Annotated in this window: 24 protein-coding genes; 14 read left to right on the top strand and 10 right to left on the bottom strand. The window is 40.9% G+C overall.

The window, feature by feature from the left end:
* Window positions 1-170 precede the first annotated feature (170 nt).
* A complete protein-coding gene (locus CHB62_RS00355) occupies window positions 171-2,189 on the top strand; it encodes a TonB-dependent receptor plug domain-containing protein (protein ID WP_240616310.1) in 2,019 nt (672 codons plus the stop codon).
* Between the two features lie 142 nt (window positions 2,190-2,331).
* Here the strand turns inward: CHB62_RS00355 and CHB62_RS00360 are convergent, their stop codons facing one another.
* From CHB62_RS00360 to CHB62_RS00385, 6 genes are all read right to left on the bottom strand, one after another.
* Window positions 2,332-2,781 (bottom strand): YolD-like family protein, encoded by a 450-nt coding sequence (locus CHB62_RS00360; RefSeq protein ID WP_009010772.1) that lies wholly within the window; start codon window positions 2,779-2,781, stop codon window positions 2,332-2,334.
* A complete protein-coding gene (locus CHB62_RS00365) occupies window positions 2,778-4,298 on the bottom strand; it encodes a Y-family DNA polymerase (protein ID WP_089365208.1) in 1,521 nt (506 codons plus the stop codon). The genes CHB62_RS00360 and CHB62_RS00365 overlap by 4 nt, the downstream gene beginning before the upstream one ends.
* A gap of 311 nt (window positions 4,299-4,609) precedes the next feature.
* Entirely contained in the window at window positions 4,610-5,080 is a 471-nt protein-coding gene (gene rlmH, locus CHB62_RS00370; RefSeq protein ID WP_089365209.1) for a 23S rRNA (pseudouridine(1915)-N(3))-methyltransferase RlmH, read from the bottom strand.
* 1 nt (window position 5,081) lies between these two features.
* Window positions 5,082-5,645, bottom strand: a complete 564-nt coding sequence (locus CHB62_RS00375) for a Maf-like protein (RefSeq protein WP_089365210.1) — start codon at window positions 5,643-5,645, stop codon at window positions 5,082-5,084.
* Window positions 5,646-5,655: 10 nt separating this feature from the next.
* A complete protein-coding gene (locus CHB62_RS00380; protein ID WP_089365211.1) occupies window positions 5,656-6,174 on the bottom strand; it encodes a KdsC family phosphatase in 519 nt (172 codons plus the stop codon).
* A 75-nt stretch (window positions 6,175-6,249) separates the two neighbouring features.
* The gene (locus CHB62_RS00385) at window positions 6,250-7,050 is read right to left on the bottom strand and encodes a Rossmann-like and DUF2520 domain-containing protein (protein ID WP_089365212.1); all 801 of its coding nucleotides are present in this window, start codon (window positions 7,048-7,050) and stop codon (window positions 6,250-6,252) included.
* A 131-nt stretch (window positions 7,051-7,181) separates the two neighbouring features.
* On the opposite strand from CHB62_RS00385, the gene kdsB reads away from it, so the two are divergent.
* From kdsB to pyrF, 6 genes are all read left to right on the top strand, one after another.
* The gene (gene kdsB, locus CHB62_RS00390) at window positions 7,182-7,922 is read left to right on the top strand and encodes a 3-deoxy-manno-octulosonate cytidylyltransferase (RefSeq protein WP_089365213.1); all 741 of its coding nucleotides are present in this window, start codon (window positions 7,182-7,184) and stop codon (window positions 7,920-7,922) included.
* 204 nt (window positions 7,923-8,126) lie between these two features.
* Complete coding sequence (locus tag CHB62_RS00395; RefSeq protein WP_089365214.1) at window positions 8,127-9,290, top strand: AIR synthase-related protein; 1,164 nt, start codon at window positions 8,127-8,129, stop codon at window positions 9,288-9,290.
* Window positions 9,291-9,296: 6 nt separating this feature from the next.
* A complete protein-coding gene (locus CHB62_RS00400) occupies window positions 9,297-10,268 on the top strand; it encodes a hypothetical protein (protein ID WP_089365215.1) in 972 nt (323 codons plus the stop codon).
* A 19-nt stretch (window positions 10,269-10,287) separates the two neighbouring features.
* Window positions 10,288-11,400, top strand: coding sequence for a peptide chain release factor 1 (gene prfA, locus CHB62_RS00405; RefSeq protein ID WP_009010762.1), 1,113 nt, complete (start codon window positions 10,288-10,290; stop codon window positions 11,398-11,400).
* 19 nt (window positions 11,401-11,419) lie between these two features.
* Window positions 11,420-11,920 carry a flagellar biosynthesis protein FliQ gene (locus tag CHB62_RS00410; RefSeq protein WP_089365216.1) on the top strand — a complete coding sequence of 167 codons (501 nt, stop codon included), beginning with the start codon at window positions 11,420-11,422 and terminating at the stop codon, window positions 11,918-11,920.
* 165 nt (window positions 11,921-12,085) lie between these two features.
* Window positions 12,086-12,913, top strand: a complete 828-nt coding sequence (pyrF, locus tag CHB62_RS00415) for an orotidine-5'-phosphate decarboxylase (protein ID WP_089365217.1) — start codon at window positions 12,086-12,088, stop codon at window positions 12,911-12,913.
* A gap of 89 nt (window positions 12,914-13,002) precedes the next feature.
* Here the strand turns inward: pyrF and CHB62_RS00420 are convergent, their stop codons facing one another.
* Together CHB62_RS00420 and CHB62_RS00425 are read right to left on the bottom strand one after the other, a co-directional pair.
* Window positions 13,003-13,782, bottom strand: a complete 780-nt coding sequence (locus tag CHB62_RS00420; protein WP_089365218.1) for a porin family protein — start codon at window positions 13,780-13,782, stop codon at window positions 13,003-13,005.
* Window positions 13,783-13,861: 79 nt separating this feature from the next.
* Window positions 13,862-14,944 (bottom strand): PCMD domain-containing protein, encoded by a 1,083-nt coding sequence (locus CHB62_RS00425; RefSeq protein ID WP_089365219.1) that lies wholly within the window; start codon window positions 14,942-14,944, stop codon window positions 13,862-13,864.
* Between the two features lie 239 nt (window positions 14,945-15,183).
* Here CHB62_RS00425 and CHB62_RS00430 point away from each other — a divergent pair, with 239 nt between their 5' ends.
* From CHB62_RS00430 to hutI, 5 genes are all read left to right on the top strand, one after another.
* A complete protein-coding gene (locus CHB62_RS00430) occupies window positions 15,184-15,891 on the top strand; it encodes an SDR family NAD(P)-dependent oxidoreductase (RefSeq protein ID WP_089365220.1) in 708 nt (235 codons plus the stop codon).
* A 363-nt stretch (window positions 15,892-16,254) separates the two neighbouring features.
* Window positions 16,255-17,958 (top strand): glutamate formimidoyltransferase, encoded by a 1,704-nt coding sequence (ftcD, locus tag CHB62_RS00435; protein WP_089365221.1) that lies wholly within the window; start codon window positions 16,255-16,257, stop codon window positions 17,956-17,958.
* Window positions 17,959-18,207: 249 nt separating this feature from the next.
* The gene (gene hutU / locus CHB62_RS00440; protein WP_089365222.1) at window positions 18,208-20,217 is read left to right on the top strand and encodes a urocanate hydratase; all 2,010 of its coding nucleotides are present in this window, start codon (window positions 18,208-18,210) and stop codon (window positions 20,215-20,217) included.
* A gap of 34 nt (window positions 20,218-20,251) precedes the next feature.
* Window positions 20,252-21,733: a histidine ammonia-lyase gene (hutH, locus tag CHB62_RS00445; RefSeq protein ID WP_089365223.1), complete on the top strand. Its 1,482-nt coding sequence runs from the start codon at window positions 20,252-20,254 to the stop codon at window positions 21,731-21,733.
* Between the two features lie 108 nt (window positions 21,734-21,841).
* Window positions 21,842-23,086: an imidazolonepropionase gene (gene hutI / locus CHB62_RS00450; RefSeq protein WP_089365224.1), complete on the top strand. Its 1,245-nt coding sequence runs from the start codon at window positions 21,842-21,844 to the stop codon at window positions 23,084-23,086.
* Window positions 23,087-23,348: 262 nt separating this feature from the next.
* Here the strand turns inward: hutI and CHB62_RS00455 are convergent, their stop codons facing one another.
* Window positions 23,349-23,900 (bottom strand): 30S ribosomal protein S16, encoded by a 552-nt coding sequence (locus CHB62_RS00455; RefSeq protein ID WP_089365225.1) that lies wholly within the window; start codon window positions 23,898-23,900, stop codon window positions 23,349-23,351.
* Window positions 23,901-24,093: 193 nt separating this feature from the next.
* Window positions 24,094-24,882: a DUF5715 family protein gene (locus CHB62_RS00460; protein WP_089365226.1), complete on the bottom strand. Its 789-nt coding sequence runs from the start codon at window positions 24,880-24,882 to the stop codon at window positions 24,094-24,096.
* 108 nt (window positions 24,883-24,990) lie between these two features.
* Between CHB62_RS00460 and CHB62_RS00465 the strand changes: the two genes are divergently transcribed.
* Together CHB62_RS00465 and CHB62_RS00470 are read left to right on the top strand one after the other, a co-directional pair.
* Window positions 24,991-25,938, top strand: a complete 948-nt coding sequence (locus CHB62_RS00465) for a PhoH family protein (RefSeq protein WP_089365227.1) — start codon at window positions 24,991-24,993, stop codon at window positions 25,936-25,938.
* A 21-nt stretch (window positions 25,939-25,959) separates the two neighbouring features.
* A complete protein-coding gene (locus CHB62_RS00470; protein ID WP_089365228.1) occupies window positions 25,960-26,910 on the top strand; it encodes a phosphoribosylaminoimidazolesuccinocarboxamide synthase in 951 nt (316 codons plus the stop codon).
* The last annotated feature ends 61 nt before the right edge of the window (window positions 26,911-26,971 follow it).

Consider the following 26,971-nt stretch of genomic DNA (forward strand, 5'->3'; position numbering starts at 1 on the left):
GAGCACCCTAAAAAGTTAAAGAAAAAAGGATTTTCTATGGTTGAGTATGGTTTTTCTTTTTTTAATTGAATTATTTAATAATTTTGTGTAAGTTTGCATATAATTCTACAGATGATTATCTTTATTCTTGAAAATCTATTGCAGATATTTATTTACTGATGCCTATCTATATGAGAAAACTACTGTTCGTCATATTACTAATATGCTTTCATACATCATTGTATGCACAGACAAACAATGTCTTGTTGAGTCGTGTACTTCGTCAAGTACAGTTGTATCCGCAAGAGAAGACATACGTGTTTACTGATGCTGAAAGTTATCAAGCCGGACAACGAATACATCTGCGGGTCTTCTTAGTTAATGCGGTGGTCCATCAGGCAGATAGTATCAGTCGTTATGTATATGTGGAACTGCTTAATCCAGAGCGTTTGGTTGTAAAAAGAGTACGTTTACTGCGTAGCGATCAGGGCTTTGTAGGACATATAGACATCCCAGAAGGTGTGGTGAAAGGGCGATATGTGTTGCGTAGCTATACGAAGAATATGCTGAACCTTAGTCGTTATGAAAGTATGAAAAGCATCTTTATCGGTGGGCATGGGAGGTTGACTCCTTCTAAGTATAGTAATAGCTTAAATAGAGAAGAGGCAAATAACAGTATAAACTTATTAATCAATGTCTTAAAGAAAGGAATTAAAGTAAGTATTGATAATCTATCTGATAGTTCAGAGGACGACTATAGACTCTTCGTACACTGCCGTTCCATCCCGCTTTACTTTGGAAAGATAAGTAAAGAGAAAGATGTTATTTTGAGTTATGACAGTCTTTCTCAAGGAGGTATTTATTCATTCCAACTACTCGACACTAAACTCAATAAGGTAGCAGAACGATTGAAGTTCGTATATCCAGAGAAGGAGTTATGTCCGATTTCAGTAAGATGGACAGACGGCGAAAAGCTTAATAACAATCAAATTCCTTGTATTATTAAAGCTGATAGCTTGCGAGAAGGAGAGACGATGGATGTTTCAGTACGTGTAGAATATGCTGGTGTAGACAACACAGTAGGGCAGTCGGATATTATCTCTCATCTATTATTTGATATGGATAAGGCTGATTGCCCAGAGGAACCATCGTCCGTATGTTTAGAGAGCGAGCCAGATTCCTTGCTTGATAATTGTAATTGGAGTCGATACCGAATGTCTGATGTGATTAAAGGAGAATGTAAGAAGGGATTAATAGGGGTTGAAAAGTCGGCTGTGATACGTGGGCGAGTAGAGACGTTGATAGGACATAAACCAATAAAAGACGGTGTTGTAAATCTCATCTCACCCGACAAAAGCTTTTATGTTGTGACTAAGACCGATGCACAAGGGAGATTTTCATTTGAAGGGATAGACTTTCCTGAAGGGACACAGTATGTTCTGAATGCATTTACAAAGGCTGGGAAATCATGGGTAAAACTACTGTTAGATGAAGATGAGTACCCTTCCTATAAAGGTCAACTCCCTCCTTTCGTATGGACAAGCAATGACACAACACGTGTTGATGCAACATTAGAGCTACCAAAAGGCGGTATTCAAATGGAGGAAGTGAATGTCTTTAGTCATCAGCCCACCTATTCCTCTCGTTCAGATGCCTATTCTCGAACCGCTGATTTCTCCTTCGGATTGCGTGACATCGAGAGCATTGGCGCTACTTGTCTGCATGAGCTACTGCGCAGAGTGCCCAGTGTGACGGTTGAGTTTGGGAAGTGTTACGTTAGAGGTGGTTTTACTGTGGGAGGAAGGCGACCGGCCGCAATCGCCATAGACGGTATATTTGTTAATGAAGACTACGACTTAGACAATATTCAAATGGCTGATGTAGAGAGGGTAGATGTCTTTAAGGGCGGTTCAACAGTTATCTGGGGAGCTATCGGAGGGATGGGAGTTATCTCCGTAACGACCAAGAAAGGAGATTTCAAAGCAGCTTCTGTCCCACTGACAAATACGAAGACATTTACGACATTGGGCTATCAAATCCCACAAGGTTACACCCCTAACGCACGTACACCCATGTGGTTACCTTCCTTACGAGGAGCGTCTTTCCGTCTGCTCTTTCCTGCCGAATATCGCTCAACTTATCGTCTTATCATCGAGGGGGTGACAAGTGAGGGACGAATAGTTCATTATACGGGAGAGATAGGAAGGTAGGATAGGGGGAGAAGAGTAGGGGGAAAGAGAATGCTTTCGCCCCTATTCTCTATTATAATATAAGGTGTGTGAGGACGCTAAAGATAAAACGTAGATGCGATAAGGATATAGTCATGCAATTCTTATCAGATAGTAATAGGTTTTAAAAGAGCTCATCATCGGGTGATGGGTATTCTTCTGAAGAAAAGATATCACCATCTATATTTATAATAGTATCAATGGAAACGCTTTTACCATCAGCCATAAGAATGACACGTTCACTATCACGAATACATTTAATAACTCCCGTGACGGTAAGATACTGTCCTCCAGTCTTTTTCTTATCAGGCTGAAAATAAGTGATAGAGACCGTAGGCTGTTCTCTTAAAGAATGAGAAAGTAATGCGAGCTTTCTATCTAATAACTGCTGATTGTCCTCCATCATGTCAACTTTAGGAGCTGTTAACCGAGCCGTTTCGATGATAGCTTCCTCGTAGCCCGTCAAAGCTGCAAAGGGTGCAAACTGTGCTGCACGATTGTAAAGGCTCATCTGTGGATGGCTTTTAGATACATGATGTGGTAGATGAATGATGTCATCGTAAGTCTCTGTCATGCTTTATGTCCTCCTATCTGTTTGTTCCGTTCCTTTGCTGTAGCCCCTTCATCGAAGTTAAGACCACGAAGTAACGAATTCTTGCCAAATCTATGTTTTATCTTTAAGATAGTTTCTTGCATCTTACGTTCACGTGCCAATTCGGCGTCTTCAAGTTGCTTTTTCCGCTTTACCTCTTCATAGTCAGTAAACATGTCAAGCTCTATCGGCTTAGCAGTCTTCTGTTTTAAGAGGTCTTCACTGATAACATGATTGGTTGAGATGCTCAGTCTTCTTATTAATAATCGTTTGTCTGTAATATCATCATAAACCCTAAGGATAGCTTCACCTATCAGTCGTGACGAAGAGGTGTAACGATGGAGATTGATAGAACCATGAGCCCTCTTGGGAACTTTCCTACCATATCTATCAAAGGATACAGGACCAGTATATTCGCGACCAGTAGGTGTGGTAAGGCTCTCACGGTCATAGCCTACGGACAAGACAAGCTGGTCTGCCACGCAACGTTTCTCTACTAAGTCTAACGCTATAGCGTCAGCCATCTCTTGGACGACGACCCTTGCCTTGCGATAAGTATAGGCTTCCTGAAGCACCTGACCACTACTCATCGAACAGTTCTCTGGTCTGTAAGCCTTAACTAACTCCATTGTGCATGGTTCCCATCCCCAAGCGTGATCAATGAGTAGTTCTGCATTGATACCGAAGAGCTTATACAACAATTCTTCTTGATGAATAGAACAACGTGCTATCTTACCCATTGTGTCTATACCATACATCGACAAACGTTGTGCAATACCTCCTCCTACACGCCAGAAATCGGTTAAGGGACGATGGTCCCAGAGTTTTTTGCGATAGCTTTCTTCGTCTAATTCAGCAATTCTAACCCCGTCTTTATCAGCAGGAATATGTTTCGCTACAATATCCATGGCAATCTTACAAAGATACATGTTCGTACCTATCCCTGCTGTTGCAGTGATTCCCGTCTCGCTTAAGACCTCACGTATCATCTTTATAGCCAATTCGTGAGCTGTCATTTGGTAGCTTGAAAGATATGCGGTGGCGTCGATAAAGACCTCATCTATCGAATATACGTGTATGTCTTCGGGTGCGATGTAACGTAAGTAGATATTATAGATCTTTGCACTATGCCTGATATAGTGTGACATACGAGGTAAGGCTGTCACATAGTCAATCTCCCAATCAGGGTGTTGTTCAAGCTCTTTTACGCTATATGACTTACCTGTAAACTCTTTACCAGCAGCCTTTCTACGCTCTTCATTGACTTCTCTTAGCCGCTGAACGACCTCAAAGAGGCGTGCACGCCCAGGTATGCCATGTGCCTTGAGTGACGGAGATACGGCAAGACAAATCGTCTTTTCTGTTCGTTCTCTATCTGCAACAACTAAGTTAGTCGTCAATGGGTCGAGTCCACGCTCTACACATTCTACACTGGCATAGAACGATTTAAGGTCTATGGCTATGTATGTTCTTGTAGTTGATTTACTTGTTGCAGACATTGATAAAACGAATAGATAAACTGAATACAATTACTGATATATAAGGTAGAAAAAACTGAATATTCTCAGTAATGACCTTTGTACTTGGGATAACAAAAAGCCAAACTATAGGTAGAAAGGACTGAATATGTTTAGTAATGGCCTTTCCGATGTATTTTGTTATTTCTTTGCTGATTATAAAACTTACCTTTTTAATATTGATATAACGCACCATGAATGAATAAACAAACTATCTACATGCCCTATTTATCATAACTGCCATTATTTCAAGAAAGGCCTTTCTTGAAATTTCGTAATGCTCAAAGAGGCATTTATTCATGGTGATATGGTTCACCTTTAATAATTGTACATGCTCGATAAAGTTGCTCTGTAAAGATGAGTCTGACCATTTGGTGTGAGAAAGTCATACGTGATAATGATATTTTTTCATTGGCCCGTGCATAGATATCTGACGAGAATCCATACGGTCCTCCAATAATGAAAACAAGTCTGCGAGCCGTATTTTGCTTTTGTTTCAACCAATTCGCATACTCAACAGAACGGTATTCTGCACCATGCTCGTCTAATAATATGACAGTATCTGAAGGCTGAATTTCCTTCAAGATCAGTTCACCTTCCTTCTGTTTCTGCTGGTCTTCTGAAAGGCTCTTCGTATTTTTCAATTCTGGAATTGTCGTAATATTAAACGGCATATAATGCTCAATACGACTGACATAGTCGTCTATGCCAACCTTAAATATCTTGCTCTGTGTTTTCCCGACAAGGATGAGAATAGTCTTCATATCATATCTTCTTTATTTCTTCCCATAACCTTTGCACAGGCAATCCCATCACGTTAAAATAACTGCCGTTGATGGATGTGACTCCAATATACCCAATCCATTCCTGTATACCATAGGCTCCTGCTTTATCGAAAGGCTTGTAATGCTCTATGTAATAAGTAATTTCATCATCAGAGAGCTGCTTGAAAGTGACATCAGTTGTCACTGAGAATGAATGTTCTTTATCGGTAGTCAACAAACAAACACCCGTAATGACCTGATGCGTTCTACCGCTGATAAGATGAAGCATACGCCGTGCTTCATCCGCATCTTTAGGCTTTCCAAGTACTTCATTACCAACTATCACAACCGTGTCGGCCGTTATAACAAGGTCGTCCTTCCCTATCAAAGCTCGATAGGAGTCTGCCTTTTCACGAGAGATATAGCCTGCCACTTCTGCTACAGGTAGGTCTTTTGGATAGGACTCATCTATGTCGGGCAGTACTTTCACTTCAAAGTCTAAGTCCAACCCAGCTAATAGTTCACGTCGACGTGGCGAATTACTCGCAAGTATAATATGCTTCATTATCATCTATTTACCAACCGAAAGCTTTCTCATTCAGCACCCATTTACCTTGAGCTTTCATCACTTGTTCAAGTATATCACGTGCTACTCCTTGTCCACCCTTACAGTCACTGATATAAGTTGATATCTCTTTAATCTCAGCACAAGCGTCTTTAGGACAGCAGGGGCAGCCTGCACGTTTCATAACTTCATAGTCTGGAATATCGTCACCAACGTAGATGATTTCATCTTCCTGCAGCTCATACTTCTTAAGAAACTCCTCCCATGTGCGTATCTTCATCGAACAGTTAATATAAATATCCTTCACTCCAAGATATTCATAACGCCAACGAACATTCTCATTATGCCCACCTGTCATAATAGCAAGCTGTATGCCATGCTTTACAGCTAACTGAATAGCATATCCATCTTTGATATTAATCGTACGTAGTGGGTCACCCTTGTCGTCCATCTGAATGGTAGAAGCAGACAGAACACCGTCGACATCAAAGACAACAGCCTTTATCTTCTGTAAATCGTAGTTTATCATATAATCAAGAATAATAAAGTTATGATATAAGTAATATAATTATAGGTAGTTACACTTAGCTATTTAAGTTTGCTTTTAATCTTCTTTATTGTCTAAAATGAGATTATCCACCATTGGATTAATCCCTTTTGAAAGCATTTGATAAAGCTTTTGTAAATCAGCGTTGTGTCTCATCAACTCTAACTGTTGGCTCATCACATTCTTGTCTCCACGTACAGCCGGTCCGGTTTGTGCCGCTTTCGGACTAAGTGTTTGTAGCTTCTCTGTTGTCTCATTAATCAATGGCAACATGACATCGAAGGGGATACCATGTTCACCAAGTATGTCGGAAGCTACGGTGTAACAGTAATTTGTGAAATTACAAGCCCATACTGCAGCTAAGTGTAGATACTTTCTATCAGCAGAAGACAACGTTATCACTCGTTGAGAAAGTCTATTGGCAAATTTCCTAATCATATCCTCAGTTGCTGTAGAATTACCTTCTATAAACACTGGGATAGTCTTAAAATTGACATCTTTTGCCTTCGAGAACGTCTGCATAGGATAGAATACGCCATAATGCTGCGTCTTCCCTTCAAAGCAACTCATGGGCATAGAGCCTGCTGTATGGAGGAACAACTTATCTTCCCTACCCTTGCAAACCTCTGAAATCAAGTCACAGAGAACGCTATCCTTCACCGAAAGGATGTATATATCTGCATCGTCACGAAGTTTCGTGATATCTGTTAGCCACTCGGTCTCAAGCAGTTCACCCAGCATCTTGGCAGATGTTTCAGTACGGCTATACACTTGGTTGATGATAATACCAGCCTTTTTGAGTGCTTTACCTAACTGTGTAGCGAGATTGCCAGCCCCAATTAATGTTACTTTTATCATGCCAACAAATTTAGTAATTTTAAAGGAAATAAGTCAGGAAGTCATCGCCTTTTTAATAAAGATTTACTACATTTGCGCATACTGATAAGTTTAACAGATAATATATATAACTTAAACGGATAGAAAGACGTATGAAATTTATTGGAATTATCCCTGCTCGCTATAGTTCTTCACGCTTTCCAGGAAAGCCTCTTGCAATACTTGGAGGAAAACCTGTAATTGAACATGTTTACAGACAAGTAAGTAGTATGATGGAAGATGTTTTTGTCGCTACCGATGACCAGCGTATCTATGATGCTGTAGAGGCTTTTGGTGGTAAGGCCATTATGACTCGGAGTGACCATAAGAGTGGTACGGATAGAATCTGTGAAGCCCTCGAAAAGGTGGGTGGAGGCTTTGATGCTGTTATTAACATACAAGGTGATGAACCATTTATACAGAAAAGTCAACTCGAGACAGTCATGCAGTGTTTTGATGACCCACGCACACAGATAGCAACACTCGGTAAACCTTTTGAATCAATGGAGGCTGTGGAAAATCCTAATTCGCCTAAGATAGTACTCGACAACGATGGTTATGCCCTTTATTTCTCACGTTCAGTTATTCCTTTTGTACGTGGGAAAGAACATGAGGAATGGCTCTCTCATTTCCCTTATCTTAAACACATCGGACTCTATGCTTACCGTACTGAGGTGTTAATGGAAATTAGTAAGCTTCCACAGTCAACTCTTGAATTGGCAGAAAGCCTCGAACAGCTACGTTGGTTACAGAATGGTTATAAGATAAAGGTAGGCCTTACGGATGTAGAAACAATCGGTATTGATACGCCAGAAGACCTTCAGCGTGCTGAGGAAAAGTTAGCTAACCTATAAAAGCAGACGCTCTAAGCTAAAGAATGTTGCTTCCATTTAATCCAAACAAATCTCTCATAGATTGGACACTAAAACACCCTTGGAAGTTGATAAGTCTTTTATAGAGTCACAAAAGGCCTCTTTTACCTGAAAATTATGCTTTAATTCAACTTATAATCAACAAATATTAGCTACCTTTGCACGACAAAACTCCTTTTAAAAGATATGGACAACAGATACATGATGCGCGGCGTAAGTGCTGCTAAGGAAGATGTGCATAATGCCATCAAGAACATTGATAAGGGTCTTTACCCACAGGCTTTCTGTAAGATAATCCCTGATATTCTCGGTGGAGACCCAGAGTATTGCAATATTATGCACGCTGACGGTGCCGGAACGAAGTCTGCTTTAGCTTACATGTATTGGAAGGAGACAGGCGACCTAAGCGTATGGCGTGGCATTGCGCAGGACGCTATCGTGATGAATACAGATGACTTACTCTGTGTGGGTGCGGTAGACAATATTCTTGTTAGTTCAACCATAGGTCGTAATAAGATGCTTGTACCAGGCGAGGTTATCTCTGCTATCATCAATGGAACCGATGAACTCTTAGCCGATATGCGCAAGATGGGTATCGGCATCTACCCTACTGGTGGTGAAACAGCAGATGTTGGCGACCTTGTTCGTACGATTATTGTGGATTCAACTGTTACCTGCCGTATGCGTCGTGAGGATGTTATTGACAATGCAAATATCCGTCCAGGCGATGTGATAGTAGGTCTTTCTTCTACGGGTCAAGCTACCTACGAGACACGCTACAATGGTGGTATGGGTAGCAATGGTTTGACTTCTGCACGTCATGATGTATTTGCTAAATATCTTGCAGAGAACTATCCAGAGAGCTATGACCACGCAGTACCAGAAGAGTTGGTATATAGTGGCAAGTATAAACTAACTGATGTTGTTGAGGGTAGTCCAATTAATGCAGGTGAGTTAGTACTCTCCCCTACTCGCACCTACGCCCCTGTCATCAAGCGATTGTTGGATGAGTTGCGCCCAGAGGTCCATGGTATGGTACATTGTACAGGTGGTGCACAGACTAAGGTACTACACTTCGTAAACGAGAACTGCCGTGTCGTTAAGGACAATATGTTTCCAGTACCACCACTTTTCCGTGCTATTAAGGATTGTAGCGATACCGATTGGAAGGAGATGTATCAAGTATTCAATATGGGTCATCGTATGGAGATCTATGTTCGTCCAGAGGTTGCTGAGCAGGTAATCGCCATTAGCAAGGATTTCAACATTGATGCACAAGTTGTTGGACACATCGAAGAAGGCAAGCGTAGCTTAACGATTAAGAGTGAGTTTGGCACATTTGAATATTAAGTTATTATGATAATAAAAGAAGCCATATTACTTAGTTTAAAGGATTTTCCTAAAGGAGCTATAGCAAGAGAAGTCTATCAAAACATATTAGATAAAGGAGTCTTTAAGTTTAATAGTAAAGCAAAGACACCTGACTCGACTGTGTCTGCCTGTTTGGGAACAATGGTTAAGAATGGAGATACACGTATTGGACGTTATCAGAATGAGAAGAATATATACTGCTATTACCTTAGTGAATATTCTAAGAATATAGGTAAGACAACAACCTCACGTACTCAAGATAGCACCATACCTAATGTTCCATTTCATGAGCGCGACCTCCATCCTCTTCTGTGCTGTTTTCTACAGCATCAAGGGATTATGGCAAAGACCATCTTCCACGAGAGGTCTAAGAAAGATGACGAACATCAGAAATGGATACATCCTGATATTATTGGTGCAAAGTTCGTCGAACAAACAAATCCTATTAGTAATTCATTATTTAAAGCAATAAGCAAGAAAGAGTCTTTACGGCTATATTCATACGAATTAAAGCGTAAAATAGATAATGATTATGAACTAAAAAAATGTTTCTTTCAAGCTGTTTCTAATTCAAGTTGGGCTAATAATGGATACCTTGTAGCTTTTGATATCAATGAAGAACTTAAAGATGAGCTTGCCCGTCTTAACCATTCTTTTGGTATAGGTTTCATCCTACTAAAAGCCAATCCGTACGAGAGTCAAGTCTGGTTTGAAGCTAAAGATAGACAAATAGACTTTAAGACAGTTAGTAAACTTAGCGAGATTAATCCACCCTTTAAGGATTTCATTAAATCAGTTGAGGCCGCTTTAACAGCAGACGAGAAGCATTTTACGGCATCTAAAGCTGCATTAGAAAACATTTGTGATAAATATCCAAAGTTGGATGGAGATATACAAAAATACTGTAGAGACAAACATATTCCAATAAGCGAAGAAGAGTTTACAGAAGAAATATAATTATATTCCCAAAAAGATTATGATAGATAACAATAATATATTACAGAAGCTCGACGGTCTTGAGGCCCGTTACGAAGAGGTTTCAACACTTATCACCGACCCAGATGTCATTGCTGACCAATCACGTTATGTAAAGTTAACAAAGGAGTATAAGGACCTGGGTGACATTATGGATGCTCGTCGTCGTTATATCAACTGTCTTACTACTATCAAAGAGGCAAAGGATATCATTGCTAATGAGAGTGATGCCGAAATGAAAGAGATGGCACGTGAGGAGTTGACAGAGAACGAGGAACTTCAACCTAAGCTTGAAGAAGAAATTAAATTACTGCTTGTACCGAAAGACCCAGAGGACGCTAAGAATGTTCAGATGGAGATTCGCGGTGGTGCAGGAGGCGATGAAGCAGCACTCTTTGCTGGTGATCTCTTTAATATGTACAAGCGTTTCTGTGACAAGAAGGGATGGAAGCTCTCTATCACTTCCGTTTCTGAAGGTACTGCTGGAGGTTTTAAAGAGATTGACTTTGCCGTCGAAGGCGACAATGTCTATGGTACCTTAAAGTATGAATCGGGTGTTCATCGTGTACAGCGTGTACCAGCTACAGAGACACAGGGCCGTATGCACACATCAGCAGCGACAGTAGCAGTATTGCCAGAAGCCGATAAGTTCGAAGTAAATATCAATGAAGGCGATATCAAGTGGGATACTTTCCGTTCCAGTGGTGCTGGTGGTCAGAACGTTAATAAGGTTGAGTCTGGTGTACGCCTACGCTATCCTTGGAAGAACCCTAACACTGGTGAGGTAGAAGAAATCCTTATCGAGTGTACCGAGACACGTGATCAGCCAAAGAACAAAGAGCGTGCGTTGAGTCGTCTCTATACTTACATCTATGACCACGAGCACCAGAAGTATGTTGATGATATCGCAAGTCGTCGTAAGACATTGGTTTCAACTGGTGACAGAAGTGCCAAGATTCGTACTTATAACTTCCCACAGGGACGTGTCACGGACCACCGTATCGGCTACACCACCCACGACCTTCAAGGTTTCATGAATGGTGAAATTCAAGATATGATTGACGCTTTGACAGTTGCTGAGAATGCTGAGAAGCTGAAGGAAACAGAGTTATAATCAAGTATAATAGATAAATATGAATACAGAAGAAAAGCCAAAAAGTGGTAGTAAGTTAGAGTTTGATAGCAACTATGACTTGCGTCTTGTAAGTAATTTGAGCCCTGCACTTAGATGGGTATTGGTATTACCAATAGCCTTTCTTGCTATGTTTATGGTTCATATAGCATACAATTTCACTGTTAAACTTGCATTATCAAACTTTGATGAATACGGGGTTATAAGTATTATAGTTAACAGTGTCTTCATACTTATCAAGTATAGTATATTTGTTGTGACCGCTGTCGGCACTGCACCCGTTAAAAGGGAACGGAAGTTCTTAGTGTCAATAATATTCGCAGTAATAGCATCTTGTATGTCTGTAGGTACTACAGCACTTTTATTATCATTCTCTCGTATTGATAGTATCGGAATGGTTATTGCTACAAGCATTGCCCCAATAATCGGTTCTTTCTTGGTCGTTTTGTACGTGAGAAGCGATACAAAGAAGCCTGTTGAGGATAAGAACATTATGGCTTAACAATAGGACACATCACAGAAATAGATTATAAAAAGTATAAGGAGTGAACGGCTCGTAATTAGTTATAACTTGATATTAACAGACGTAAGAGTCGTTCACTCCATATAAAACTACTGATAAGTATTTATAGACCCCTTTTGATAAACGAAATAATAGTCAACCTTTATGAATAGACAACAATTAATCAACGAAATCTTCACAAAGAAGACATTCTTATGTGTAGGACTTGACACTGATATAAACAAGATTCCTGCACACTTAAAGAACGAGGATGAACCCATCTTTGCTTTTAACAAAGCAATTATTGATGCTACTGCACCTTATTGTGTAGCCTATAAGCCTAACCTTGCCTTCTATGAGTGCTATGGCTTAAAAGGTATGTTAGCCTTTGAGAAGACTATTCAATATATAAAGGAGAACCATCCAAACCACTTTATCATTGCGGATGCTAAGCGTGGTGACATTGGTAACACATCAAAGATGTATGCCCAGACATTCTTCGAGGAGTATAACCTCGACTCTGTTACCGTTGCTCCTTACATGGGCGAAGACAGTGTGAAACCTTTCCTTGAGTATGATGGGAAGTGGGTTATCTTGCTCGCATTGACAAGTAATAAAGGTAGTCATGACTTCCAGCTGATCGAAGATAAACAGGGAGAACGCCTCTTTGAGAAAGTATTAAAGAAGTCACAAGAATGGGGAACAACCGAGAACCTCATGTATGTAGTAGGTGCGACACAAGGCAAGATGTTTGAGGATATCCGCCGTATAGCCCCAAACCATTTCCTTTTGGTACCAGGTGTTGGTGCTCAAGGAGGTAGTTTACAGGAGGTTTGTAAGTATGGTATGACAAAAGACTGTGGTCTGCTTGTGAACTCGTCACGTGGTATTATCTACGCAAGCACTGATAACGATTTTGCTGAAGTTGCTGCTGCAAAGGCAAAAGAACTACAGAAAGAGATGGCTGTTGAATTGGAACATATTGCGAGATAAAGATATACATATATCAAAAATAGGAAGGCTCAGTAGACAAACGAGGATGTTGTCGACTGAGCCTTCCTATTTATCTCTTATTCAGAATACTAAAAACGATACCCGAATCCGATGTTAAGATAGATGGGATAAAGTCCAAAGCTGATTGTCTTAAAGTCGCTTTCAAAGATGTTATTAAAAGCCCACGCGAGGTCAGCATTGACTGTGAAGTGATTGAAACCACGCCATGTTGCACCTAACTGACCACCCCATTGAAAGTGACGAAGATTAGATGAGAAATCGTACGAAGCTGTGTTGCCGTCAGCAAAAGTTAGTTTCTCACCAACAGGAGTACCTTCGCGCAAATAGCCATCACTCACATGACCCGTAAATTGGCCATCTAACTTGATAGAAGAGTAGAGTCCTGCACGTACTTTCCAACGGTCATTAAAACGATAGTTCGCCATGACAGGGATTGTGAGAAGCGTTGAGTTGTAGTTAGTCTTCACATAACCTGTCCAATAACCAGCTACACGATTACCGTCATTGAGGATTTCCATGCTATAGTTCTTCACATTAGCATCTGTTATCATACCCTTCTCTTCAAACTTCAAACCAGTAGATACACCCCAGTTCTGGTCTTTTCCAAGCCATTTAGTGACTGTTCCTTCTATCGTTCCATTGAACTTTGGACTATAACTACTTATCTTTCTGATTTCTACTGGCATAGGGAGAGGAGACGCACCACCAATGTTTACACCCGCTTTCACCTCATACTCCCATCCATTCTGCTCTGCACTACTTAGTGAAGAAGTGCGGTCTGTTTGTGCAAAGACCGTTGTTGTGCAACTCATTGCTGCGATTACAACCGTAATAATATGTTGTTTCATTTGTTTTATTTTATCTTTAATATCTTTGTGTCAACTCTTAAACTATTGAACTCGTTTACTTGTCAACTCCAAATCATTATTACTCAAAGTACAATTTCAGTTCATCCACGTAGAGTGTACTACCCACTGCACCATTGAAGAAAGCACCATCCTTACTTGACGACATGATGATTGCAAGGCTATACTTACCATTCTTCAATTTCTCACTGTCTATTGTGCGACCCGCTACAGGTTCGAATGAGATCGAGAAACGTGTCCAGTCATTAGTCTCCTTTGCATCTTTAAGTTGCGCAAGGAGGACGATACGGTCACTGGTTAGTGAGTTCGTACCATCGAGAAACTCTACCCCATCGCCTGTTTCAAAGAGTACTGCGTAAATAGCCAAACTATCCTTGCGACCTTTAATCTCCTTTTTGTCCTTATCTTGGAACTTTTCGCCAGCCTTATATTTATAGTAGCCAATCAACTCCTTAGGCATCTTATAGAATGGACGACCAAAGTGAGTTGACTTTGCAGGGTTACCCATATCAATTTGGAAATCACCTGTAAAGAGGTTACCAGCAGCTATCGGAGCACCGAACATTGCACCAAGGAAACCCGTACTAACAGTTGTCAGCTTCAAACACTTACCCACATAACCCTCTTCTGCTTGGCTTGTTGGATATTCAGAAGCCTTGCTGTCACCCATAAGGAAGGATACACCAGCATTACCACTACCCCACTCTGCAAGGTTACCATCAGCTGTTTTGTCAACGAAAGTATTATATTTATTGGTTGAATCAACCTTGAGCGTCTCGAAATGGTAGTCGGTTGCAACATCATTACTCACAAATGACACCTTATAAGTCTTCTTCCATTGTCCATCTTGAGAGGTTACTGTATAGCTCTGAGGCTGTGTAAAGTTTAATGCCGTACCGCTTTCTGGTTCAATCTTTGCACCCTCTGTAACATGAAACTTGGGTGCCAAGTGGGATAGGTCTTCCCATCCATTAACATAGAAAATTACTTCATTATTTGTTATAACAGGCTTACGGACAAGTGTTGTACCGTCAACCGTAACATCTGTAATATCTGCTTCCGCATTTAATGCTTCTTCTCTAATACAGGAAGAAAGTGCGAGTCCTGCTAACGTAGCAAGCATCATAGACTTAAATAACCTCATAAGATTATACTATTAATAATTAAATATAGACGAATTCTTTGCACAAAGATACGTAAAAAAAACTGTATAAAAGAATAATTGAGGATTATAAAGACTAATGTAAAGGAGATTTATGAGGATATTATATACAGAATAAGCTCTTTTTCGTAATTATATATCATCGTTAAAGTATATTCTATCAATAAAATAATGTATCTTTGCAGCAAAAGTATCACACCGATAAATATAAAAAAACAAATATGGCAAAAGTATTGGTAACAGGTGCCAACAAGGGTATTGGCTATGGTATCTGTAAGTTTTTAGGTAAGAGTGGCTGGCAAGTAATCGTTGGTGCACGTAATAATGAGCGTGCCGAGGAGGCTGTAAAAGCATTGAAGGCTGAAGGCGTAGACGTAATAGGCTGGCAATATGTCAACCTCTCAGACAACAAGTCATTGGAACAAACAGCAAAAGAAGTGAAAGAGAAATATCATGACTTAGCACTTTTGGTAAACAATGCAGGTATTCCTGGCAACATGGAAGTGGCAAGTTATGATTCAGCCATGCATGATGTGACCGATACGATACAAGTAAACTACATCGGAACATTCTGCTTGACAAAGGCACTTGTTCCTTTACTCGTAGCCAACAAAGGGCGAATTGTAAACATCACTGTGCCTTCTGAGGTGAGTCCCTACTGGCATCCAATGGCGTATGTAGCCAGTAAGGCAGCGCAGAACGCAATGACCAGTATTATGGCCATGGAGTTTGAGAAGAATAACTTACCTGTTGAGATATTCAATATACATCCTGGTGCAACGACTACCGACTTGAATAATCATTATACAGGGCCTGGTGCGCATTCGATAGACGTAGTCAGTGAGAAGATTTCAGCCGTTATCAATGATGGTAAGAAGCACCAAGGTGAGTTCATTGAACTGTATCCTATCGTAGACGAAGGACGATAAGCTAAAGAAAAGGAACTGTTTATTCTGAATTATCTTCATGAAAAGAAATATTTTTTTTCATGAAGATAATTATTTTTTTTCATGAAAATAAATTCTTCCAGTCATGAAAATAAATGTAAGTCATAATCTTCTTTTAGAAAAGAATACATATCTCTTCTATTTTATTCTTACTTATCTCCTTATTTAATAAGTACATATACGACTCGAATTATGACCCTTTTACGTGCCTATTTACGGTTAAAAAAGGAACATATAAAGTTTGTTTTGATAGTTTTACATCAAAAGTTTTGAATTACAAAAACTAATTTGTATTTTTACACTCGAAACCTAAACAATCATTGTTTAAACCTATCTTAATTATATATGGCACGAGAAAAACAGATTATCGAGTGTGTTCCTAATTTTAGTGAAGGACGAAACAAAGACGTAATCAAGCAGATTACTGATGAAGTAGAAAGCGTTAAAGGTGTTAAATTGCTGGATGTTGACCCAGGAGAAGCAACTAATCGTACGGTTGTAACCTTTGTTGGCGAACCATCAGTAGTTGTTGAAGCTGCTTTCCGATGCGTGAAGAAGGCTGCACAGCTTATTGATATGCGGCAGCATCATGGTGCTCACCCTCGTATGGGAGCTACGGATGTTTGTCCACTTATCCCTGTTGCAGGTATTACTTTGGAGGAGTGTGCTGTGTTGGCACGCCAGTTGGCAGAGCGTATCGCCAATGAGTTGCAAGTTCCTTGCTATTGCTACGAAGCTGCAGCGAAGACTCCAGAGCGTAAGAACTTAGCTATTTGTCGTAAAGGAGAGTATGAAGGACTTCCACAACGTATGACAGAACCAGCAGAGGCACCAGACTATGGTGCACGTGAATGGGATGAGCAGTTAGCACGAACAGGCTGTACAGCAGTCGGTGCACGTGATTTCTTGATTGCAACAAACTTCAACCTCAATACAACTTCTACACGCCGTGCCAACGCAATAGCATTCGATGTTAGAGAGAAAGGTCGTCCTATGCGTGAAGGAGGTTCGCCTGTTGGTAAGCCAATGAAGGATGAGAAGGGTGAAGTCATTATGCAACCTGGTACGTTGAAAGCTACAAAGGCTATTGGCTGGTTCATTGATGAGTATGGAATAGCACAGGTGTCAATGAATATAACAGACATCAATATTACTCCTCTCCACGTAGCCTTTGACGAGGTTTGTCGCTGTGCACAAAACCGTGGCATACGTGTTACGGGTACAGAAATAGTAGGTCTTATCCCTAAGCGTACGCTCCTTGAAGCTGGAACTTATTTCCTAAAGAAGCAGCAACGTTCAACTGGTATTCCAGAAGAAGACATCATTAAGATTGCCATTATGTCAATGGGTTTAGACGACTTAAAGCCATTTAATCCACGTGAAAAGGTGATTGAATATCTGTTGGAAGATGCCGATAAGACTCCAAAACTCATTGACTTGACAGTCAAAGAGTTTGCTAATGAGACTTCACGTGAGTCTCCAGCCCCAGGAGGCGGTACAATCTCTGCTTATATGGGCACATTAGGTGCTGCTTTAGGTACAATGGTAGCCAATCTTTCCAGCCATAAAGCAGGATGGGATGCATGCTGGGAAGAGTTCAGTAACTGGGCTGAAAAGGGTCAAGCAATACAAGCAGAACTGATGGTACTCGTAGATGAAGACACAGAAGCATTCAACCGTATTATGTCTGCTTTTGGCCTCCCTAAGGGTACTGATGAGGAAAAGGCAGCACGTTCACAAGCGATACAAGAAGCAACACTCTTTGCTACGGAAGTTCCACTGCACACCATGAAGGCCTCATACAAAGTGTTTGAACTTTGTCGAGCAATGGCAGAAGAAGGTAATCCGAACAGTGTCTCAGACGCTGGCGTTGGTGTCTTGGCAGCTCGTGCGGCTGTACTCGGTGCTGGTCTAAACGTGAAGATTAATGCTTCTGGCTTGAAAGACAAAGAGACAGCAGCACGATTAGTGGCCGAAGCAAACCAGTTGATTGAGAAAGCTAATGAGGCAGAGGCTGAGATTATGAAGATAGTTGAGGCTAAACTGTAAGGTGTCTTATTATATTATAAGGTTTCTTACACCTTATATATAATAGACATATACTACGCTCCAGCTACCTTTAGTAAGGTGAATAATATATCATTAAAAGGGCAGGTGTACTATGCCTGCCCAACTAAAAACCTACAATAACATAATGATATATAGTGATAGCTTAGTCTGTTATAGGCTTTCGCTATTACCTTTCATTTTCGTAACCTATTTAAATAACTACAACCCAAATAGATCTACTACGTAACTATGACAAAAGAAGAATTTGTAAAAGACATTTGCACAGGTATAGCTGACACGCTACCTGAGCCACAAGCATACGATACCTCTATCAATCATGCTCCAAAGCGTAAGGATATTCTTACACAAGAAGAGAAGAAATTGGCTCTGCGCAATGCCCTTCGTTACTTCCCTAAGAAGTTTCATGCAACATTAGCACCAGAATTTGCAGAGGAGTTAAGGCAATATGGCCGTATCTACATGTACCGTTTCCGCCCTACTTATGAGATGTATGCACGTCCAATCGGCGATTATCCGCATAAGTCACAACAGGCAGCAGCAATCATGATGATGATTCAGAACAACCTTGATAAGGCTGTTGCACAGCACCCTCACGAGCTGATTACATACGGTGGTAATGGTGCTGTGTTCCAGAATTGGGCACAATATCGCTTGGTGATGAAGTACTTGAGTGAGATGACTGACGAACAAACGTTAGTGATGTATTCGGGTCATCCACTCGGACTCTTCCCTTCTCATAAGAATGCTCCACGTGTAGTGGTAACGAATGGTATGGTAATACCTAACTATTCTAAGCCAGACGATTGGGAACGAGATAATGCTTTAGGTGTTAGTCAGTACGGACAAATGACCGCAGGTTCCTATATGTATATCGGACCACAGGGTATCGTTCATGGTACAACCATCACTGTTTTGAATGCAGCACGCAAACGATTGAAGGCTGGAGAGACAAGTATAAAAGGTATGCTCTTCGTTACTTCTGGCTTAGGCGGTATGTCTGGTGCTCAACCAAAGGCTGGTAACATAGCAGGTGTAGTAAGTATTACGGCTGAAATCAACCCATTGGCAGCACAGAAACGCTATGACCAAGGTTGGGTTGACGAACTTCACACCTCACTCGATGAACTTATCCCTGCAGCATTAAAAGCTGTTGAGGAAAAGCGAACAGTCTCTATGGCCTATGTGGGTAATGTCGTTGACCTTTGGGAACGCTTAGCAGCAGAAGATGTACACGTAGACTTAGGAAGTGATCAGACCTCCCTCCACAACCCTTGGGCAGGTGGCTATTACCCTGTAGGACTTTCTTTGGACGAGTCTAAGCGTATGATGGCAGATGAGCCAGCGGTGTTTAAGGAGAAAGTGCAGGAGTCTTTACGTCGCCAGGTGGCTGCTATTAACAAGCTGACTGCGAAAGGTATGTATTTCTTCGACTATGGTAATGCTTTCCTTTTAGAGTCAAGTCGTGCGGGAGCAGACATCATGAAGGAAGGTGGTAAGTTCCGTTATCCATCTTACGTACAGGATATTATGGGTCCGATGTTCTTTGATTATGGCTTTGGACCATTCCGATGGGTTTGCTCATCAGGTGACCCAAAGGACTTAGAAACATCCGACCGCATTGCAACAGAGGTGTTAGAAGAAATACGTAAGACGGCAACTCCAGATATTATCGGTCAACTTGATGATAATATTCATTGGATAAAAGAAGCAGGAAAGAATCACTTGGTTGTTGGCTCTCAGGCTCGTATCCTATATGCTGACTCGGAAGGTCGCACAAAGATAGCCTTAGCCTTTAATGAAGCAATACGTAAAGGAGTAATCTCACGACCCATAGTTCTGGGACGCGACCACCATGATGTGTCAGGAACAGACTCTCCTTTCCGTGAGACATCAAACATTTATGACGGCTCACAGTTCTGTGCTGACATGGCAGTACAGAATGTTATTGGCGACTCTTTCCGTGGTGCTACATGGGTATCTATCCACAATGGTGGTGGTGTTGGCTGGGGAGAAGTTATCAATGGTGGCTTCGGTATGGTGATTGATGGTAGTGAAGACGCCGACCGTCATATCCGTCAGATGCTCCTCTGGGATGTTAACAACGGCATAGCACGTCGTAGTTGGGCACGCAACACTGGTTCTATTGATGCTATCCGTAGGGAGATGGAACGTACACCAGGACTCTGTGTTACACTCCCTAACATCGTTGAAGATGACATTATTAATACAGCCTTTTAATCAATTAAATCTATTATTATAATCCGTAGAAACTATGAACAAAATTCATCAGATTAGTGCTGCACATCTGACAATAGAGCAGATTGGCGAGATAATAAAGAATGGCACAAAGCTTGAACTTTCTGAAGATGCACGTCAACGAATTATTCGTTGTAGAGAGTATCTCGATAATAAGATTATAGAATCAGAAACTCCTATCTATGGTGTGACAACAGGCTTTGGCTCTCTCTGTAAGATATCTATTGATAAGGATAGCCTGTCACAGTTACAGAAAAACCTTGTGATGTCTCATGCTTGTGGTGTGGGCGATCGTGTCCCTAATGAGATTGTAAAGATAATGTTGCTGCTCAAGATTCAGTCGCTCAGTTACGGCTACTCTGCTTGTCAGTTGAAGACCGTCGAGCGACTGATAGACTTCTTCAATAACGACATCTATCCTATTGTGTATATGCAAGGTTCATTGGGCGCATCGGGCGACCTTGTCCCATTGGCTCACCTTTCTCTACCACTTATAGGAATGGGAGAAGTAGAATATCAAGGCAATATCTTCTCTGGTGCTGACATCTTGAAGAAGATGAATTGGGATGCAATAGAACTTGTTTCTAAGGAAGGTCTTGCCTTACTCAACGGTACACAGAACATGAATGCCTTTGCTGTATGGGCACTCTTACAAAGTGAACGTTTGAGTGAGTGGGCTGATGTCATCGGAACAATGTCTCTTGAGGCTTACGATGGACGCATAGAACCATTCACACATGCCGTTCATGCTGTTCGCCATCACAAGGGACAGATTGATACTGCAGCACGAATAAGAGAATTGTTAGAAGGCAGTGAGCTTATTAAACAGCCTAAAGTCAATGTACAAGACCCTTATTCATTCCGTTGTATGCCGCAGGTGCACGGTGCTTCAAAGGATACGATTGCATACGTTAAGTCTGTGATAGACATTGAAGTGAATGCTGCAACCGATAACCCAACCGTTTGTCCTGATGAAGATCTTGTTATCTCAGCAGGAAACTTCCACGGAGAACCAATTGCACAACCAATGGACTTCCTTGCTATAGCACTCTGTGAATTAAGTAATATATCTGAGCGTCGAATCTACAAGCTCGTTTCTGGCACACGAAACCTACCAAGTTTCCTTGTAGCTAAACCTGGTGTAAACAGTGGTTTTATGATTCCTCAGTACACAGCAGCATCTATCGTTAGCCAGAGTAAGACTTATTGTACGCCTGCCTCTGTTGACAGTATTCCATCTTCACAAGGACAGGAAGACCATGTTAGCATGGGGGCAAATGCCGCAACAAAACTCTATCAGGTTGTATTGAATACGGAGCGTGTACTTGCTATTGAGCTCTTCAACGCTGCACAAGCACTTGAGTTCCGTCGTCCGTTGAAATCTTCTCCTACGATAGAAGCTATCCATAAGGCTTATCGTGAGTGTGTTCCTTTTATTGATACGGACGAGTTTATGGCTCCACACATCGCTAAGTCGGTTGAATTCCTGCGTAAATAAATAAGGTAAAAGGGGTTACGTCAAGATTAAATACTATCTTGATGTAGCCCTATTCCTTTTGAATATCTTATATTATTATACTTTCATTGATTAGAGAAAAAGCTTGAAATGAAAAGACTAATAGTTAAAAACATTGGCTTACTTGCTGGTATAGGTCATGAAGGAAAGCTATGTTTAAAAGGTAAAGAGATGGCAGAACTTAACACACTGTCAGATGCTTATCTTGTGATAGAGGATGGATGCTTTGTTGATTATGGTGAGATGAATGATTGTCCACCAATTTCTGATAATGAGGAAGTTGTTGATGCGAATGGAGGAACCGTTCTCCCTTCATGGTGCGACTCCCATACTCATATTGTCTATGCTGGAAGTAGAGAGCAAGAGTTTGTTGATAAGATCCGTGGGCTTAGTTATGCTGAGATAGCAAAGCGTGGTGGTGGTATCCTAAACTCGGCAGACCGCCTTCATGAATTGAGCGAAGACGAACTTTACCAGCAGGCTATGAAGCGTGTTGATGAGATTATTAGGAAAGGAACAGGTTGTGTGGAGATAAAGAGTGGGTATGGACTTAACACAGAAGACGAGCTGAAGATGCTTCGTGTTATTCGTCGTATCAAAGAGACAACACGACTGAAAGTTGTTGCTACATTCCTTGGTGCACATGCTGTTTCACGTGAATATAAAGGTAGACAAGATGCCTACGTTGATTTAATTATCAACGAAATGATACCAGCTGTGGGTGATGAGAATTTAGCAGAGTTTATAGATGTATTCTGTGACACAGGCTTCTTTACGCCAGAAGAGACTGCTCGGATTCTAAAAGCTGGTGCTGTATATGGCATGCGACCTAAGATTCATGCTGACGAGTTAGCGTCGTCTGGTGGTGTAGAGGTAGGTGTAGAATACAAGGCACTGTCAGTTGACCATTTAGAAAGTATGACAGAAGAAGAAATAGATATCCTTAAGAACAGCGAAACTATGCCAACAGCACTTCCTGGAACGTCTTTCTTCCTTAATCTTCCTTTTGCTTTGGGTCGTAAGATAATAGATTGTGGTCTACCGCTTGTCCTTGCAAGTGATTATAACCCAGGTTCTACGCCATCAGGAGATATGAAATTTATAGTTTCGCTTGGCTGTATCAAGATGCGACTAATGCCTGCAGAAGCAATTAATGCAGCAACATTAAATGGAGCATGTGCAATGGGACTGAGCAAAGAGTATGGCTCTATCACACGTGGAAAGGTTGCTAATTTCTTTATTACAGACACGATTCCTTCTATTGAATTTATTCCATACGCCTATACAACACCTATCGTAAAACGTGTATTCCTACAAGGAGAAGAGTATGTTTAGATAGTATTTAATGATAAATATACTAAGCCACTTCTTCCTTGACGATATTCATTAAGGTGTCCAAAACTCAACGTCAGTGCAGCTAATGACCGCTGTCTTGAATTAAAAAGGAGGAAGTTTCTTATTATATTCATTATCATTATAATAGCTTACTTGAAAGAGGATGTCCACTGTACGGTATCATTTTAGAAACTAATACAAAAGAAAAAGTCCATAAACTCGTGCTGAGTCTATGGACTTATACTTTAATAGCGAGCGAGGATTATGCCTCTGCTGGTGCCTCCTCTGCAGGAGCTTCAGAAGTAGTGTCCTCAGCAGCCTTAGCTGCCTCAGCCTCAGCCTGTACTGCAGCGGCAGCAGCTTTCTTGTCTGCAACCTTCTTAGCAATAGCTTCGTTTACTTTCTTCTCAGCTTCAAGGTTCTGAGCAGCAGCAGCCTTCTTCGCATCGGTTACCTTCTTCTCGACAGCTTCTGTAGCTGCAACCTTAGCTTGCTTCCATGCATCGAACTTCTGCTGGCATGCAGCCTCGTCGAATGCACCCTTCTTAACACCGCCACGGAGATGCTTCATCATGTAAACACCCTCACCCTTAAGGATGTTACGAGCAGTGTCTGTTGGCTGAGCACCTGTCTCAACCCAGTAAAGAGCACGTTCAAAATTCAAATCTACTGTGGCTGGATTGGTGTTTGGGTTATAAGTACCAATCTTCTCAGTAAACTTACCATCACGTGGTGCACGAGCGTCAGCGATTACGATGCTGTAGAAAGCATAGTTCTTACGACCACCGCGCTGCAATCTGATTTTTGTTGCCATAATTGTTTAATAAATATTTTAAAGGTTTGAATTTAATGCTATCATCTCGTGATAGCGGATGCAAAAGTACGTCTTTTTTTTCTAACAACCAAATAATCTGATGATTATATTAAGACTATAACGAGTATTCCTCATATCCTAATGCTTTATTATATGAAAGCGTCTTAGAACCATTGTAGCCTATATTGCTAAATCATCTAACCGTAATATGGAAGCAACCTTGATGTTTCTCGTGCTTTATAAAACATCTTCCTTGCGAACGGAGGTCGTTCAAAACCTCACTTAAAACCCACTTAAGTGTATCATTCCTTACCGGACGAGTAACAGCTGCATATTTATTGTACGCAATATCAAAGGTTGTTCCATATAGATGGCAACTATTTTCTGTTGCATTATGATTGTGTTTACGAAGTTTATCAACGTCTTCTTTGGTTCTTAAAACACTTGATACAAGGAACTTATTTATAGGTACGCCCTTTGTTTGCAAGCTATCCATGAAATTATGTGCAATATCTTGAAGCAGGATGGCAGCACGTGGAACAAGATATGGAATACTATTATTCAACTTCTTTAGATTGTAATAAGGATTACAGCCTATATATACTAACTCCCCTTTTCGCTTCTCTGCATCAGTGCGGTTAAGGACAGGTTTCACCCCATAACGTAGTGCTGCTTCAAGTTGTTGTGGTTGAGAGTCTGGGAAACTCTCGTCATAATCTCGAACACCTACAATTCTATTCCTCTTTTGTGAACCATCCGATTTGAAGAAATGAGATATGGTTGTGTTACTTGGAGTTGATTGCTCTTTAATCTTAGCAGAATCCGCTTTTTCAGTGACACGAGTACTATCAACATTAGATAAAGCTTTCGTCTTATCTTGTGCAATAGACGGAAACAGTAACCTAATGATGGCTAAGAATAAAGTTATTGTTATGAAACCTAATAAATAGCGCTTCTTTGTTATCTTTGATTTTCTTTTCATTGATACAAAGGTAATAAGTTTTTGCTAATTGATAATTATGAATTAGGAATAATTTGCAAGTATCATTATTTTATAGTAACTTTGCGAACAAATATAAAATAGAGGAAATTGATAGAAAAGCATATAGTTCTTGAAGATATAGACCCAGTAGTCTTCTATGGAGTTGGCAATGGTCACCTCCAAATGATAAAGTCACTCTTCCCTAAGTTGAGGATTGTTGCAAGAGACAATGTTATACGTATCTTAGGTGACGAAGAGGAGATGGTTAAGATAGAAGAAGACATTGAAACCATGCGTAAGCATGTAGAACGGTATAACACCATTACAGAAGAGGACATCCTTGATATCGTGAAAGGTCGTAAGACCAAAGCTGATGCGGTAAAGGACGTCCTTGTTTATTCTGTATCAGGTAGACCTATTAAAGGTCGTTCGGAGCATCAGCAGCAACTGATTGATGCCTTCGAGAAAAACGATATGATATTTGCTGTCGGACCAGCGGGAACGGGTAAGACTTACCTTAGTATAGCTTTAGCAGTAAAAGCTCTTAAGGAAAAAGCTGCAAAGAAGATTATCTTATCCCGTCCAGCCGTTGAAGCTGGTGAGAAACTTGGCTTCCTTCCAGGTGACATGAAGGATAAGATTGACCCCTATCTGCAACCACTTTATGATGCTTTAGAGGACATGATTCCAGCTGTAAAGCTACAGGATATGATGGATAAGCATATCATTCAGATTGCGCCATTAGCTTTCATGCGAGGAAGAACATTGAGTGACGCTGTGGTAATCCTTGATGAAGCACAGAATACAACACCAGCTCAAATCCGTATGTTCTTAACACGTATGGGCTGGAATACAAAGATGGTAATCACAGGTGACTTGACTCAGATTGACCTTCCACATGCAGAGAAGAGTGGACTAAAAGAAGCTCTTTCTATTCTGAGTGGCGTAGATGGTATCTCTGTCATCAATCTTGATAAAAAAGACATTGTAAGACACAAACTAGTTACGCGTATCGTGAATGCATACGAAGCACACGATAAAGCTAACAAGAGATAGGACTCTATAAACATAAAAACAATGAAAGCATTAACAAAAACTGAATTCCATTTCGATGGACAGAAGAGTGTTTATCACGGAAAAGTACGTGATGTGTATGACATCAACGACGATCTTATCGTCATGGTTGCTACCGACCGAATCTCTGCATTCGACGTTGTACTACCAAAGGGAATACCGTTTAAAGGACAGGTATTGAACCAGATTGCTGCCAAGTTCCTTGACCTGACAACAGACATCTGTCCTAACTGGAAGTTAGCTACTCCTGATCCAATGGTAACTGTTGGTCTGAAGTGTGAAGGCTTTCGTGTTGAAATGATTATCCGCTCAATCCTTACAGGTTCTGCATGGCGTGCCTACAAGGACGGATGTCGTGAGATTTGCGGTGTGAAACTCCCTGATGGTATGCGTGAGAACGAGCGTTTCCCAGAACCAATCGTAACTCCAACTACTAAGGCTGACGAAGGTCACGATATGAACATCTCTAAGGAAGAGATTATTAAGCAGGGTATTGTTTCTGCAGAAGACTATGCAATCATCGAAGACTGGACCCGTAAGCTCTTTGCACGTGGTCAGGAGATTGCTGCAAAGCAGGGCTTGATACTCGTTGATACTAAGTATGAGTTTGGCAAGCGTGATGGTCAGTGTTACCTCATTGATGAGATTCATACACCAGACTCAAGCCGCTACTTCTATGCTGATGGGTATGAAGAGAAACTTGAGAAGGGCGAACCACAGAAGCAATTATCAAAGGAATTTGTTCGTCAATGGCTTATCGAGCATAATTTTATGAATGAACCAGGACAGACAATGCCTGAGATTACAGACGAATATGCCGAGAGTGTAAGCGAACGTTACATTGAGTTGTATGAACATATCACTGGTGAGAAGTTCGATAAGGCTGCTGAAGATGGTGATATTGCTGCACGCATTGAGAAGAATGTAAAGCAGTACCTTGCTTCAAGAAAGTAAAAGGATAAATATGAATTCATAATCCTAAATTCATGTTTTTGATAAATTCTATACACTGATA

Source organism: Prevotella jejuni, from assembly GCF_900187995.1.
GTDB classification, from domain to species: Bacteria; Bacteroidota; Bacteroidia; order Bacteroidales; family Bacteroidaceae; genus Prevotella; species Prevotella jejuni.